The organism is Phreatobacter sp., assembly GCF_016793595.1.
Lineage (GTDB): Bacteria > Pseudomonadota > Alphaproteobacteria > Rhizobiales > Phreatobacteraceae > Phreatobacter.
The window spans coordinates 904,677-918,486 of the sequence record NZ_JAEULY010000004.1; the positions used below are offsets into that span (position 1 = coordinate 904,677).

13 protein-coding genes and 1 tRNA gene are annotated in these 13,810 nt (G+C 68.2%); 3 read left to right on the plus strand and 11 right to left on the minus strand.

Annotation, left to right across the window (positions count from 1 at the left end):
• Positions 1-115: 115 nt before the first annotated feature.
• The gene (locus JNK84_RS08485; RefSeq protein WP_293422824.1) at positions 116-1,066 is read left to right on the plus strand and encodes an aldo/keto reductase; all 951 of its coding nucleotides are present in this window, start codon (positions 116-118) and stop codon (positions 1,064-1,066) included.
• On the opposite strand, the gene JNK84_RS08490 is transcribed toward JNK84_RS08485, so the two are convergent.
• Genes JNK84_RS08490 through JNK84_RS08505 form a run of 4 tightly spaced genes read right to left on the minus strand, consistent with a single transcriptional unit; the run spans position 1,063 to position 4,372 of the window.
• Complete coding sequence (locus JNK84_RS08490; RefSeq protein WP_293422827.1) at positions 1,063-1,392, minus strand: hypothetical protein; 330 nt, start codon at positions 1,390-1,392, stop codon at positions 1,063-1,065. The genes JNK84_RS08485 and JNK84_RS08490 overlap by 4 nt on opposite strands.
• On the minus strand, positions 1,370-2,470 hold the full coding sequence (locus JNK84_RS08495; protein ID WP_293422830.1) for a hypothetical protein: 1,101 nt from the start codon (positions 2,468-2,470) through the stop codon (positions 1,370-1,372). Before JNK84_RS08495 ends, JNK84_RS08490 begins: the two co-directional genes overlap by 23 nt.
• Positions 2,467-2,886, minus strand: coding sequence for a hypothetical protein (locus tag JNK84_RS08500; RefSeq protein ID WP_293422833.1), 420 nt, complete (start codon positions 2,884-2,886; stop codon positions 2,467-2,469). The genes JNK84_RS08495 and JNK84_RS08500 overlap by 4 nt, the downstream gene beginning before the upstream one ends.
• A 37-nt stretch (positions 2,887-2,923) precedes the next feature.
• The gene (locus JNK84_RS08505; protein WP_293422836.1) at positions 2,924-4,372 is read right to left on the minus strand and encodes an FAD-binding oxidoreductase; all 1,449 of its coding nucleotides are present in this window, start codon (positions 4,370-4,372) and stop codon (positions 2,924-2,926) included.
• A 376-nt stretch (positions 4,373-4,748) separates the two neighbouring features.
• Here JNK84_RS08505 and JNK84_RS08510 point away from each other — a divergent pair, with 376 nt between their 5' ends.
• Entirely contained in the window at positions 4,749-5,216 is a 468-nt protein-coding gene (locus JNK84_RS08510) for a hypothetical protein (RefSeq protein WP_293422839.1), read from the plus strand.
• 760 nt (positions 5,217-5,976) lie between these two features.
• On the opposite strand, the gene JNK84_RS08515 is transcribed toward JNK84_RS08510, so the two are convergent.
• Positions 5,977-6,052, minus strand: a tRNA-Phe gene (locus JNK84_RS08515).
• 310 nt (positions 6,053-6,362) lie between these two features.
• Here JNK84_RS08515 and JNK84_RS08520 point away from each other — a divergent pair.
• Positions 6,363-6,737 carry a DUF1801 domain-containing protein gene (locus JNK84_RS08520; RefSeq protein WP_293422842.1) on the plus strand — a complete coding sequence of 125 codons (375 nt, stop codon included), beginning with the start codon at positions 6,363-6,365 and terminating at the stop codon, positions 6,735-6,737.
• 82 nt (positions 6,738-6,819) lie between these two features.
• Here JNK84_RS08520 and JNK84_RS08525 read toward each other — a convergent pair whose 3' ends face one another.
• The 6 genes from JNK84_RS08525 to JNK84_RS08550 all read right to left on the minus strand — a co-directional run bounded on the left by JNK84_RS08525 (position 6,820) and on the right by JNK84_RS08550 (position 13,636).
• Positions 6,820-7,410 carry a L,D-transpeptidase gene (locus tag JNK84_RS08525; RefSeq protein ID WP_293422845.1) on the minus strand — a complete coding sequence of 197 codons (591 nt, stop codon included), beginning with the start codon at positions 7,408-7,410 and terminating at the stop codon, positions 6,820-6,822.
• 82 nt (positions 7,411-7,492) lie between these two features.
• Positions 7,493-7,867 carry a hypothetical protein gene (locus tag JNK84_RS08530; protein ID WP_293422848.1) on the minus strand — a complete coding sequence of 125 codons (375 nt, stop codon included), beginning with the start codon at positions 7,865-7,867 and terminating at the stop codon, positions 7,493-7,495.
• A 291-nt stretch (positions 7,868-8,158) separates the two neighbouring features.
• Positions 8,159-8,881, minus strand: a complete 723-nt coding sequence (locus JNK84_RS08535) for a response regulator (RefSeq protein ID WP_293422851.1) — start codon at positions 8,879-8,881, stop codon at positions 8,159-8,161.
• The gene (locus JNK84_RS08540; RefSeq protein ID WP_293422854.1) at positions 8,878-10,671 is read right to left on the minus strand and encodes a sensor histidine kinase; all 1,794 of its coding nucleotides are present in this window, start codon (positions 10,669-10,671) and stop codon (positions 8,878-8,880) included. The genes JNK84_RS08535 and JNK84_RS08540 overlap by 4 nt, the downstream gene beginning before the upstream one ends.
• The gene (locus tag JNK84_RS08545) at positions 10,668-12,707 is read right to left on the minus strand and encodes a sensor histidine kinase (RefSeq protein WP_293422857.1); all 2,040 of its coding nucleotides are present in this window, start codon (positions 12,705-12,707) and stop codon (positions 10,668-10,670) included. Before JNK84_RS08545 ends, JNK84_RS08540 begins: the two co-directional genes overlap by 4 nt.
• Positions 12,707-13,636 (minus strand): TRAP transporter substrate-binding protein, encoded by a 930-nt coding sequence (locus JNK84_RS08550; RefSeq protein WP_293423538.1) that lies wholly within the window; start codon positions 13,634-13,636, stop codon positions 12,707-12,709. Before JNK84_RS08550 ends, JNK84_RS08545 begins: the two co-directional genes overlap by 1 nt.
• Positions 13,637-13,810: the final 174 nt, after the last annotated feature.

A 13,810-nucleotide genomic window follows, 5' to 3' on the forward strand; every position in this document is an offset into this window, starting at 1 on the left:
CCGAAGGCCGGACTGGATCAGGCACTGGGCCACCCCACTGCCGATGCAATGCACCCATCTTGTCCCCATGGGGTAAAGCTTGCGCTAGTCTCCGCGCCACGAACAGGAGCAGTCCATGCAGCAGCGCCCCCTCGGCCGTACCGGTCTTTCCATCGCCCCGCTGGTCTTCGGCGGCAATGTCTTCGGCTGGACGGCGGACGAGAAGACCTCGTTCGACCTGCTCGACCGCTTCGTCGATGCCGGGCTGAACGCGGTCGATACGGCGGACGTCTATTCCGCCTGGGCGCCGGGCAATTCCGGCGGCGAGAGCGAGACGATCATCGGCCGTTGGATGAAGGCGCGTGGCAGCCGCAACAGGATCGTTGTCATCACCAAGGTCGGCTCGCCCATGGGCGAGGGCAAGAAGGGCCTCTCCGCCCGTTACATCGCCGAGGCGGTGGAAGCCTCGCTCAAGCGGCTCCAGACCGACGCCATCGACCTCTACCTGTCGCACTGGCCGGACCCCGACACGCCGCACGAGGAGTCGCTTGGCGCCTATGACAAGCTGAAGCAGGCCGGCAAGATCCGGGCGGTCGGCTGCTCCAATCTCGACGCCATGCAGCTCAAGGCCTCGCTCGACGCCGCGAAAGCGAAGGGCCTGCCGCGCTACGACGTGCTGCAACCCGAATACAATCTCTACGACCGGGAGAAATTCGAGGGGCCGCTGGCTGACCTCTGCGTCGGGGAGGAGATCGGCGTCATCACCTATTTCTCGCTGGCCAAGGGCTTCCTGTCCGGCAAGTACCGTTCGGAAGCCGATCTCGGCCAGAGCCCGCGCGGCGAGCGGGGCGTCAGGCCCTATCTCAACGACAGGGGCTTCCGCGTGCTGAAGGTGCTGGACGAGGTCGCGGCAGCGCATGGCGCGAAACAGGCCGAGGCGGCGCTCGCCTGGCTGATGGCGAAGAAGGCGGTGACCGCGCCGATCGCCAGCGCCACGCGGCTCGACCAGATGGACAGTCTCATCAGGGCGGTGTCGCTGAAACTGTCGGACGCGGAAGTAAAGGCGCTGGATGAGGCGGGCGCCTAAGGCACCAGTCCGCAGCCGCCACGGCTGCCGGGCAGGACAATGAGCGCGCCGCTGTCGTAGAGCGCACGCACGCCCTCGCGGCCGGAGACCGCCGCGAGGACGAAGAGGCCGCCGACGCGGACGAGGCGGATATGGTCGGGGTCGATCCGGCTGAGCAGGTCCGACGGCGCGCCGATAGCGACCACCATGGCCTCGCCGGGACGCGCGACCGCGATGGCCGCCATGACGAGCGTCCAGAGGCCGAGCGCCGCCGCGGCGGCGAGAGTGAAGCCGCGTGCGGCGCGCCAGCGGCGGGCCAGAGGCTCAATAGTCGTAGAGATGCTCAAAGGAGCCTCCCTCGCGGCTTGCGGACTGCATGGCCTCGCCGAGGCGCTCGACGGGAACGTCGAGGCCGACGCGCTGCCAGCCCGGTCGTGCCTGAACGATGAAGCCAAACAGCCGCTGGGCGTCCGGCACCGCAAGCTGATCCTTCATCGGGATGACCAGCGTCACCAGCGCGCGGCGATTGCCGGCGATCTCGGTGAAGCAGCCGCCCTTCACCACCACCCGTCGGGCGATGTCGGTGAAGGCGCGGTAGCGGTCGGTCTCGATCAGCACGCTGGCGGCCGGCTCGCCGATGACCGTGATGCCGGGCATGGCCGCGAGATCGGCGGCAGCGAGCCCGGTAACGACGCTGCGGATGCGCAGGTCGGCAGGCGAGAGACCCGCGGCCTGCGCAATCAGCGCGGAATAGCCGGCCTTCACGCCCCATTCCGCCGTCAGCGCGACGCGCCGCTCGAGGGAGCGGACGGTGCTGTGGTCTCCGAAAGCCGTCTCGCGCCAGAACTGGGCCACCGTGGATGCGAAGGGAAACTGATACCAGGGCGTCTGGGTGAGGAAGGCGGCGTAGCGGTCAGCGACCCCGGAGGCGAAGCGATCCTCCGCGTTCTTCTCAGGCCCGCGCCACCATGCGGTGGCGCGTCCGATGGTTTCCTCCCAGGCGCCCTTGACGATCATCTCGGCCGTGAACGAGACGCCGATGATGTAGAGCATGGCCTTCATGTCGCCGGGCGTTGCCCGCTGCCGGGTCGTGCGGGTGGTGATGTCGCAGAGGCTCGACCAGAAGCCGAGGATCGAGGCCGTGTAGGAATAGGCGTGCTCGTCCGAGGTCTTCAGCACGCCGGCGAGATCCTCATAGGCGTGGACGATGTACCATTCGGGATAGGACAGGTAGCTGTTCACCTCCGGCCGCCGCCACGGCAGCTCGGTGATGACGCGCGGCGTCGCATCGGCCGTCGACTGCGGCAGGGACTGGCAACGGGCCTCGATATAAAGGATCGGCAGGGCGGAGATCGCCAGCAGGCCAACCGCGACCAGAACCAGCTGCCCGGCGGCATGGAGAACGAGCTTGAGCGCGATCCTCACGCCCGCGCCTCCGTCTCGGCCGGCGCGAGGGCGAAGCCGACGAAGGCCGCGACGCCGCCGAGCACGATATGCGGGGTGTTGGCGAGAACCCTGAAGACGAGCGGCAGGTCGAGGACGCCATAGATCAGGATGCCGAGATCGAGATAGCCGGATCCGGTGGCGAGGCCGAGCAGGCCGTCGAGGCAGTAGAGCACACCGAAGACACGCAGGAACGTCACCGCCGCGCGGGTGGAGAGCCACGCGGCGATCGCGGCCCAGGCGGCGGAGGCGAAGTGCAGCGCGTCGTCATAGATGTCGAGGGCGAAGATGCCGAAGGCCCTGCCCTGCGCATCGGTGAGACCGGGAATGTAGTTGAGCAGCGTCACGAGACCGAGGATCACGGCATAGGCGGCTGCGATCTTGCGGGGGAGCGTCATGGGCGGGTCCTTCTGCACTGCCGGGTTGCTGGCATCGTCACGCGAAATAGACGTCCCACATCGTGTTGCGGAACAGCAGGCCGGGATCGATCTCGCGCTTCTTCGCGACGAACCGGGCGACGCCGGGATAGGCGCGCTCCACCTGGTCGCGGCGCGCATGCAGCCGATATGGCAGGTAGAACGAGCCACCGATGGCGATGACGCGCTCGATCAGCGCTTCGGTCATGGCGAGCATGTCGGCCTCGGCCTCCGGCGTCACCGATTGCGAGAACAGCATGACCGCGGCGATGCGCGGCACCGGCGCATAGGAGAGCGCGCTGACGGCATCGGCCTTCACGTAGCGCAGCGTGACGTTCAGGAGGTCCTGCCGCGAACGCAGGATCACCTCGCGACAGGCGGTGAGAAACGCGTCGAAGCGATCCGGCGCGACGAAATACTCGTGCAGGATGTCGGTGCGCAGCGGGTCGCGGCCGGCAAGGTTCGCCACCGGCTCGTTCATCAGCGTGCTGCGCGTTGCGATGCCGGAGGAGATGGCGGGATTGCCAACCGTCTCCGCCGCCCAGCGGGCGCGCTTGCCCGTCTCGCTGCCGATCTGCGCGCGGAAGATCTCGCGCGACGCCGAGGACATCAGGCCGCCAGCGGACACGGGCGGCAGGCGTGCCGGCTGATTCGGCACGGGACGATAGGTGATCATCAGCGCCTGGCGCAGGAAGTCGCGCCGCGCGACCGACAGCCGGCCATAGGCCATTTGCACAGTCGGGTCGCCGTCGATGGCCGCAACGAAACGGGGACTGAACTCGCCGGCCGGCATCAGCTCATTGGTCGGCCGCAGCAGCGCGTTCGGCACCATGTCCACGACCATGTCGAGGATGACGCCGAACAGGCCGTAGCCACCCTGCGCGAGGCCGTAGAGCTCGGCATTCTCGGTCGGCGAACAGGTGACGATAGTGCCATCCGCCAGCATCAGGCGGAACGACCTGACCGTCGCGCCGAACGGGCCGAAGGGCACCGGCCAGCCATGGGCATTGACCGACAGGGTGCCGGCCGTGGCGAAGTCGGCATTGGACTGCATGACCGCCGGCGAAAAGCCGGCCCGATCCAGTTCCTGGAGCAGGTAGATCCAGCGCGAGCCGGCATGGGTGCGATAGGTCCTGGCTGCAGTGTCGAGTTCGCAGAGCTTCGTCTCGAAGGTGGCCGCGGTCGCGTTGCGATAGAGGCTCTGGCCGCCCATCGAATGGCGCGCGCCACCGACCACGAAGGCGCGGTTACCGGCCCGCGCCTCCTTCATCTCCCGGCGCAGGCGCTCGACGAAGGCAGTCTCGGGGTCGTCGCCGACCACCCAGTGTCGCGCCACCGGCGTCGGCGACAGGCGGCTCGCGTCGTTGAGCACGATGCGCTGCTGGGCAGCGGCGGCGCGCGGCATCAGCGTGGCACCCGCGGCGGCTGCGGCAAGCCTGACGATGGTGCGACGGGTCAGCTTCGCCATGGAGCCTCGGAGCTTTGAAACCTCGGTGCAGTATCGCGCCGAACCGGCCGCGCGGGCGAATCGGGCGGCTGCAGACTGGACCCGCCGCGTTTCCAGCGTGTTGCTAGGCGGGCAGTCTCGATCCGGTATCCCGGTACGGCGCATAATCACAATCGCGCCCGTTGCGACAATCCACCTGCAGAGACATGCCAATGCTTCGCTGCAACTATTGTCTTTGCCGCCCAGACAAGGCAAAACGCTAGGGAATTATTGCGCAATAATTCGTCTGGACGGATGACGCCCCGAATTCGTCCAGACCTCGCGCGACCCGATATCGTCATTCATCTCGCGGCAGGCATTCCAGCACCGCGGTATCAACCGGTTGCCCTGTGGAACGATGGCTCGCAGCCTCCTGATCAGCGTCGTGGCGTTATGCGCCCTGGTCATGACCGGGACTGTCGCCGCCGCGCAGTGGAGCGTGCGCGAGTTGCCGGGTCCGGCAGGAACCGGCCCGGCCATCGAGATGTCCTATCGCAGTTCGGGGGAGCGGCTGACGCTGCTCTGCAGCGCGGGCGCCGCCTTCGTCTCCTTCGCGCCCGGCTACCGCCTGCCGGCGCAGCCGGAAGGCGTGTTCGAGGGCAGCTACAGCGTCGACAACGGCCCCTCAAAACCAATCCGCTGGCGCGTCACCGGCACCTCGGCTTTCGTCACCGCGCGGTTCGCCGAGAGCTTCCTCTCCGACATTGCCGGCGCGATGCAGGTGTTCATCCAGTTCCCGGGCGTCGAGCAGACCTACGATCTCTCGGCGCTGGCACCGCATGCGCGCAAGATCAAATCGGTTTGCCGGCTGTTGGACGGCGACTGAGCAGCCATCGGCCAAGGGACGGAACCAGTCGCCCGTGCTATGCGTTGCCGGTCGCGTTCGGCGATCCGTCTCGCCGTCTCGCGAGCGGGATTTCGGGATGCGGCGCGACGCCATTGCATCAAGGAGATCGATCATGCCCGGCATAAGCACGACACGCCGCCTGGCCCTGTCCGGCTTTGCAGTCATGCTGCTGACAGCCGTCGCGGGCGGCAGCGCCATGGCGCAGGGGCGCGGATGGGGGCCCGACGGCATGGGCCCTCCCGGCCAGCGGCGGCACGGGTGGGTTCCCCCGGGCCATCGGCGCCGGGGCCGGGTGCCTCCTGGTCACGGCCGCCGGCGCGGTCCGCCGCCCGGCCGCGGCTGGCGTCGCTGGATGTGACGCTTGCGCGGCGGTGCGGGCGGGCCGGGACGATCGGCGCATGCCGAGAGTGAACCCGGCCAGCGCTGCGACTGCTGGCGCCTGGAGCGGCCGCGCGGCGATCATCGTCTGAAGCTCACCCGCGCGGCTGATCATCACCTCCGTATCGATGCCGGCCGCCTTGAGCCGCCGATTGGCGGTCGTGGCGAACCGCGCCACGGTGCTCTTCGCCAATTCGCCGCGATTGCGATTGACGGCCATCGTCGTCGCCCGCGTTGGTCGAGGAGGCAAAGCGCCGGCATCAGCGACGTTCCATTACGCGCCCCGGCCGCAGGCCGGATTCAGCACGAGGCACGCGCCGGATGTTCCGGCGGTCGCCATCTGTCGATATCATGGAAGAAATGGTGCCCAGGGACGGAGTCGAACCGCCGACACTGCGATTTTCAGTCGCATGCTCTACCAACTGAGCTACCTGGGCGACCCGTGCACGCGGGGCCGTCAGACAGCCGTCACGTTGCAGTGCGCGGCGGCTTATAGAGGCTCCGCCGGGCGCTGTCCACCCTGCTCGGGCACGGATTATTCTCATTCGCTTTCCGAGGTCCCGGCGGCGGCTCTTGCCACGGGCCGGCACGGGCGGCGAGCATGATGTTGCGGCGCTCCATGGCGTCAGCACGGCGGGAGGGGACCCGATGACGCAGCCTCGCCGAACGGCACGGCCAGAATCAGGCGGCACAGATTCTCATCGCGCCCACGCCGGCCGATACGCCGTCGATTCGGCGCTCGCCGGAATGGATCGGGCGGTCGCGGTCCGCCTCGGAGAAGTGCGCGATCTCGTTCTCGCCACGGCAGCGGCGACGCCCGGCGTCGGACGCATCGAGCAGGCGTTGAAATGGGGCCAGCCGAGCTTCCTGACCGCCGAGACAGGCAGTGGCAGCACCATCCGCATGGATGCCGCAAAGGGCCGCCCCGGCGGCTACGCCGTCTATTTCCACTGCCAGACCGATCTCGTGGAGACGTTTCGCGGACTTTATCCTGATGTCTTCCGCTTCGAGGGCAATCGCGCTCTGCATCTGGACGCCGCGAACCCGCTGCCCGCCGAGGAATTGAGGCATTGCCTCGCGCTCGCGCTCACCTATCACCAGCGCAAGGCCGGCACGCGGTAGTCCGAAAAGAAAATGCCCCGACGGCAGGGCCATCGGGGCAGTCGGAGGTCATGCGGGGCATGCACGGCAGGAAGGAAACGCGTCAGAGGACGACGACGCGGGTGCCGACGCGAACGCGGCTGTAGAGGTCGACGACATCGTCGTTGAGCATGCGGAAACAGCCGGAGGACACCGCCTGCCCGATGGTATGCGGCTCGTTGGAGCCGTGGATGCGATAGAGCGACGAACCCAGATACATGGCGCGGGCGCCGAGCGGGTTGTCGGGGCCGCCGGCCATGAAGCGCGGCAGGTCGGGGCGGCGCTGCAGCATCTGGACGGGCGGGCGCCAGTCCGGCCACTCGGCCTTGCGGGAAATGGTGTGGGTGCCACGCCAGTCGAAACCGGGACGACCGACGCCGATGCCGTAGCGGATGGCCTGGCCGTTGCCCATCACGAAGTAGAGGCGGCGCTCGGCGGTGTTGACGACGACAGTGCCGGGCTCATAGGCGCCGGCGAAAGCGACGACCTCGCGCGGAATGGCGGGCCGGGCGGCCGGCTGGTGCGTCGGTTGCTGGAACGCCATCGGCTGGCGGGTGTTCGGGTCGATCATGATGTTCTGGAAGAAGGCGTTGGCCGGAGCGGCCGAGGCGAAGGCAGCAAGCGACATTGCTGCCGCGAGAGCGAGGCGGCGCATGATGGATCTCCTGAATCCGGAAAGTTCTTCTTGATGCGTTTTGCGACGAGAACGGCTTGGCCGGCGGGAAGTTCCCGGCGGATCAGCGCGTCGCAGCGTCGGTATTGACGGTGCGGATCTGGCGCAGATGCTGGCCGGCGGCCGACGTCTGGCAGTTCTGCGGAATGTGCGGCCAGGCATGCTGGGCGCAGGCGGAGCGTTCGGCGGCCTGCGTCCGGTCGCCCTGGATGGCGGCAACCTGCCGGGGAGCCTCGGTGCGCGCGGGGGCGGCATCCAGACGGTTCCTGAAGCCGTTGAAGGCGCCGAGCGCATGATCGATGTCGGCGGCGGTGTGGGCCACCGTCAGCGAGGGAGCGACGTTGACCGCCGCGCGGCCGGCGGGCGCCAGAACGAGAGCGGCCGCCATGCCAAGGCCCGCGACCGCGGACAGTGCCAGAAGCTTCGACATCTTGTTCATTTGCGCATCCCCCAGTCATGGCCCGTGGGCCCGGTCTCTCCGATGGGTCGCGGCGACGTCGGGGAAAGTTCACCGGTTTCTCGTCGCCCCGCATCATCGGGATGAACGAAACCTAGAGGCGCGGATTTTCGCGGGAGTGTCTTGGACGGAAACACCGCATTTCAATCGGAAATGCACTGTTTCAAGGCTTGCAAGGCCGTGTCGGCGGCCGATCGCGACTGTTTCGCGCAGGGCTCAATTGTTTCAGGAACGGCGCGATGACGGCGCGCGGGGCGGGCGGGATGCCGACCGTCAGCGCTTCTCGCCATCCGGCATGAACATGTAGCCGGCGCCGCGCACCGTCTTGATGAAGGCCGGCGTATCCGGGTCCGGCTCGATCTTCTTGCGGATGCGCGTGATGCGCACGTCGATGGCGCGGTCGAAGGCATCGGGGTCGCGCGCGCCGGCAAGATCGAGAAGCTTGTCGCGCGACAGCACGCGGCGCGGATTTTCGGCGAAAGCCTTCAGCAGATTGAACTCGGACGAGGTCAGCGCGTGCTCGTCGCCCGCATCGTCACGCAGGACATGGGCGGTCAGATCCAGCGTCTTGGTGCCGAAGCGAACGGTCTCGCGCTGGCCGATCTGGCCGGGCGCCTGCGCAGGCGCGACGGCCCGGCGGAGCACGGAACGGATGCGCGCGAGCAGTTCGCGCAGTTCGCAGGGCTTGGCGAGATAGTCGTCGGCGCCGAGCTCCAGCCCGACGATGCGGTCTACGGGGCTCGCGGTCGCGGTCAGCATGATCACCGGCACGGGCATGCGCCGCTTCAGGTCGCGGATGACGGAGAGACCGTCCTCCTCCGGCATGTTGAGGTCGAGCACGACCAGATCCGGCCGGTCCGACTGGATTGCCTGACGGAGCGAGGCGGCGCCGTCGCAGAGGGTCACCCGAAAGCCGTGCATCTTCAGGTAATCGCCGACCATGTCGCGGGCGGCCGGCTCGTCGTCCACCACCATGATGTGCTGACCGGGGCTCAAGACGGCACTCCTGCAACGCTCGGCGGCAGCGTGATGGCGAAGACCGAGCCCCTGCCCGGCCCGTCGCTGCTCGCCGTGATGCGGCCGCCGTGAAGCTCGATGATGCGGCGGCAGATGAACAGGCCGAGGCCGGTGGAGCTCTCCCCGCCGGTCGGCTTCGCGGACAGGCGCTGGAAGCGGCCGAACAGGCGCTGCTGGTCCTCGGGCGAGAGACCGGGCCCCGAATCCGCGACGGCGACCCGATGACCCGCCTCGGAGGAGGTCAGCGAGACGTGGATGCGCCCGCCGGCCGGCGAATATTTGATCGCGTTGGAGACGAGATTGTCGATCGCTTCGCGCAGGCGGTCCGGGTCTGCCCGGCCGGGCATGCTGTCCGGCCCTGAGAAGACCAGCATCTGGCGCTTGCGTTCGGCGAGCGGCGCGTTGGCGTCGATGACCGCGGCGACGATGGCGACGGCGTCGATGTCGGCGGGGCGCAGCACGATGTCCTCGGCGTCGAGCATGGCGTCGTTGATCAGCTCGTCCACCATCGAGGTCATCCGCGCGACCGAGGAGCGGATCTGCTCGATCTGCGTCAGGGCGCGCGGGATGTTCGGCGGATCGAGGCCGAGCAGCTCGCCCATCATCTCGGAGCGGCCGAGGATGACGCCGAGCGGGTTCTTCAGGTCGTGGGCCACCGTGCCCAGCACCTCGGCCTTGTGGTCGTTGGTGCGCTTCAGCCGCGCCCATTGCATCGTCAGCCGCTCGTTGGCGACGGTGAGCTGGCGTGTGCGCTCGGCGACGCGCTGCTCCAGCGTCTCGTTGGCGGCCTGCAGCTGCTCGTAGAGGATGATGTTGTCGAAGGCAGTGGAGAGGCGCCCGCAGAACACCGCGACCAGCGTGCGGTCGGTGTCGCTCAGCGGCTTGTCGGACTGGAGCGCCACAACGATCTCGCGGCCGCTTGCCGTCTCGATATAGAGCACGGTCTGATGGCCGTCGAAGGCGTGCCGGCGGCGCTCGAAGGCCGAGCGGACGAGCCCGGCCATGGCGGCGTCGAGGCCCGCCTCGCCCACCTCCGCAACGGTGGAATAGACGCCGGAGCCGGCGAGGATCGCGAAGCCGTCGCGGCGGTCGTCGCGCAGCACGAGAATGCCTTCGCACTGGGCCTGAACGAGCCCGGCGATCTGCGTCAGCACGCCGGCGGCGAGCTTCCGCATGCTCTTCAGGTCGAACAGTTCGGAGGCGGCATCAACGATCAGCTCAAGCCCGCGCCGCGTCTCGACGAGACGCATGAGCTGCTGGTAGCTGCGGATCGCCGCGGTCAGCGCGGTGAACAGCTTGTCGGCGGTGAGCTCGGTCTTGGCCTTGTAGTCGTTAATGTCGTAGTCGACGATCACCTGCCGCTCGGGCGCCTGGCCCGGCTGTCCCGTCCGCAGGATGATGCGGACCGTGTCGTTCTTCAGCACGTTGCGGATGTACTGGACGAGTTCGAGCCCGGCGCCGTCGCTCTCCATGACCACGTCGAGCAGGACGACGGCCATGTCGGGATGGGCGGCCAGCAGGTTGCGCCCCTCCATCGCCGAATAGGCCGACAGGAGTTCCAGCCGCGAGCCGCCGAGGACATAGTCGGACAGCGCGTAACGGGTGCCGGAATGGACCGCCGCGTCGTCGTCGATGATGGCGACCTTCCAGCGGTGCTGGTCCTCCGGCAACGCCGGGGCTTCGTCCTCCAGCACCTGAATCAGGTCGTCGTCGCGGTCTTGATCCTGCATCGGCCCTCTGAGCGGCTCGTTCGCGGGTTCGGACATCATGCGGCTTCCGTTCGCTCCGCGGGGTCCTGCGGCGCCGTCAGCGGCAGGACCATGCGGAACGTCGACCCGGTTCCGGGCGTCGATGACAGGGCAATACGCCCGCCGAGCCGGCGAGTCACGATGTTGAAGACAATGTTGAGGCCGAGGCCCGTGCCGCCTTCGCCACGGCGGGTGGTGAAGAACGGGTCGAAAGCCTGCCGCTGGACCTCGGGCGTCATGCCGATGCCGTCGTCCTGGAAGACCACGACCACGGTGTCGCCGTCCTGCGCGGCCTCGATGCGGAACTCGCCCCTGCGGCCCTCCGGAAAGGCATGGGTGAGCGCGTTGATGAACAGATTGGTGACGACCTGCCCATAGGGGCCGGGATAGGAATCGAGCACGATGCCGGCCGGCACCGAGACGGTCAGCGAGACCGGCGCCCGGCGCAGCGTCGGACGAAGGCTCTGGACGATCTGATCGGTCGCCTCGGCCAGATCGAACGAGCGCCGCTCGGCATGGCTGCGGTCCACCGCGACCTGCTTGAAGGCCTGGATCATCTCGCCGGCGCGCTGGAGGTTCAGCGACAGCTGGTTCGCGGCCTCGCGGCTGCCCTGGACGAACTCGGTGAGTCTGGAGCGGCGCAGCTCGCCGCGCTCGACATCGCCGGCAAAGTCGTCGATCCGGCGCGACAGCGTGGAGGCGACGGTGAGGCTGATGCCGATGGGGTTGTTGACCTCGTGGGCGACGCCCGCGACCAGTCCGCCGAGCGCCGCGAGCTTCTCGGCCTCGACGAGGCTCTGCTGGGTCTCGCGCAGGTCGGTCAGCGCCTGCTCGGCACGGTTCTTGGCGGCGACGAGGTCCTGTTCGGCCCGCTGCTTCTCGATGGCGTTCTGGCGGAACACTTCGACGGCGCGGGCCATGCGGCCGATATCGTCGGTCGCCGAGAGACCGGAGGGCGGCCGGGCGAGGTCGCCGCGAACGATGGCCGTCATCGACCCCGCGAGGTCGTCGAGCGGAATGCGGATGGATCGGGCGATCAGCGTCCAGATCACCGCGACGAAGGCGAGGAAGATGCCGGCGACGCCGACGGCCTGAACGAAGACGATGCGCAATGTCTGGTCGAGGCGCTGCTGGGCCGCGTCCTCCTGCCCGCGCACGCGCTCGGCGACCTCCTGGATGACGGTCGCCATGACGGCCTGGTTGCCGTCGATCTCGACCTGTAGCAGCCGGTTCTGCATGCCCAGCACCTGCACCATGCGGCTGAAGCCGGCGCGGAGCGATATGGTCCGCTCCGCCAGCGCCTTGAGCGCGGCGCGCTGGAATTCGGTCTCGGCGAGATCGACCATGACCGGCGCGGTGGTCTGGATCACCTCGATGGAGCGGGCCGCCTCGCGTTGCGCCTGCACCGACTGGGTGAGGTAATAGTCGTTGATCGCGACGAGGAAGACCGAGAAGGCCTCGCGCGACTTGCCCAGCGAGGGCGCCACCAGCGCCGAGCGGTCGGCCATGGCGGTCTCGACCACCGAATAGAGCTGCGACAGTTCGCTGGCGGGCTTCCTGATCTCGTTCTCATAGATCGACGAGATGGTCTCGCGCACCGAGCGCAACTCGTCGAAGCCGAGCATGAAGCGCTCGGTGACGCTGGTGACCGAGCGCGCCGGATTCTGGAGAGCGAGATCGATCTCCTTCTCCAGCGCCAGCTTGGCGAGCAGCGCCTTGCGCCGCTGTTCGATCTCGCCGAGCACGGCCTCGTTGGGCAGGGCGAAATAGCGATGGATCAGCGTCTGCAGCCGGCCGGCATCGTTCTCGATGGAGGCCAGCAGCCGATCGACCCGCCGCGCTTCCTGGAGGTCGCTCCAGGCGATGCGGATGGCCCGCGCGCCGGAGCCGATCAGCAGCATCAGCAGGGCGATGAAGGCGAGGTTCAGGATGACGACGGTGGCGATGCGCCAGCGCACCGGGATGCGGCGCAGCATCTCGGAGGCCGCGTCGAGCCGGCCGCGCAGCGACCGGACGGCCGGGCGCTCGGCTTCGCGCTTCGCCAGCGTCGCATCCATCAGCGGGCCTGACGGATGCGCTCGACGAGAGCGGCGAGATGAGGCTCGCCGGCAAAGCGGGCGAACAGCGGCTGGACGGCCGCCTCGAAGGGCGCGCGGTCGGCCAGCGCAACGACGGTGACACCGGAGCGTTCGGCATCGGTGCGCGAGCGCGCCTCAAGCTCCTGCCACTGCTTGCGCATCCAGGCGGCGGATTCCCGGGCGGCGGCGCGGAAGGTAGCCCTGTCGTCGTCGGTGAGACTCTCCCAGGCGCGCTTCGACATGACCAGGACTTCCGGGCTCATCGTGTGCTCGGTCAGCGTCAGGTGGCGCGCCGCTCGGAAATGGTCGGTGGTCACATAGGACGGCCAATTGTTCTCCGCCCCGTGGATCAGGCCGGTCGACAGTCCGATGCCGACCTGGCCGTAGGGCAGCGCCACCGGCTCCGCGCCGAGCGCGCGCATCATTTCCACCATCAGATCGGACTGCTGAACGCGGATGCGCAGGCCTTTCAGATCGGCGGGCGTCCGCACGGGACGGACGGTGTTGTAGATGGAGCGCGCGCCGGAATCGTAGAAGGCGAGGCCGATCAGGCCGTGGCGCTCGAAGCTCGCTAGAATGTCCTCGCCGACGGGCCCGTCGAGTACCCTGTGCAGATGCTCCACCGAGCGGAACAGGAAGGGCAGAGCGAGGATATTCGCCTCGGGAACGAAGCTCGCCAGCGGCGCGACATTCGTGCGGTTGATGTCGATGGCGCCAATCCGGGTCTGCTCGATCGTGTCCTTCTCCTCGCCGAGCTGGCGTGAATGGAAGATGCGCAGGCTGTGACGGCCACCGGTGCGCTCGCGCACCAGCCGGCCCATCAGTTCGAGCGCCTGGACGGTCGGGTAGTCGCCGGCCTGGGTATCGGTGACACGGAACTCGCGCGCAACCGCCGGGACGGCGGTCATCAGCAATCCCGCTAGAACCGCCAGCGCCTGGCCGAGCCGCCGGCTACTGATCAGAAAGGCCATGGTTTCCCGCCTTCGACGGTGGCATGCGAACCGACACGAGAAACCCACATTGCCACAGGAATCGGGTCCTTCGCCATGGGCAAGGACGGCCGGGCACCGATGCCTCGTTGC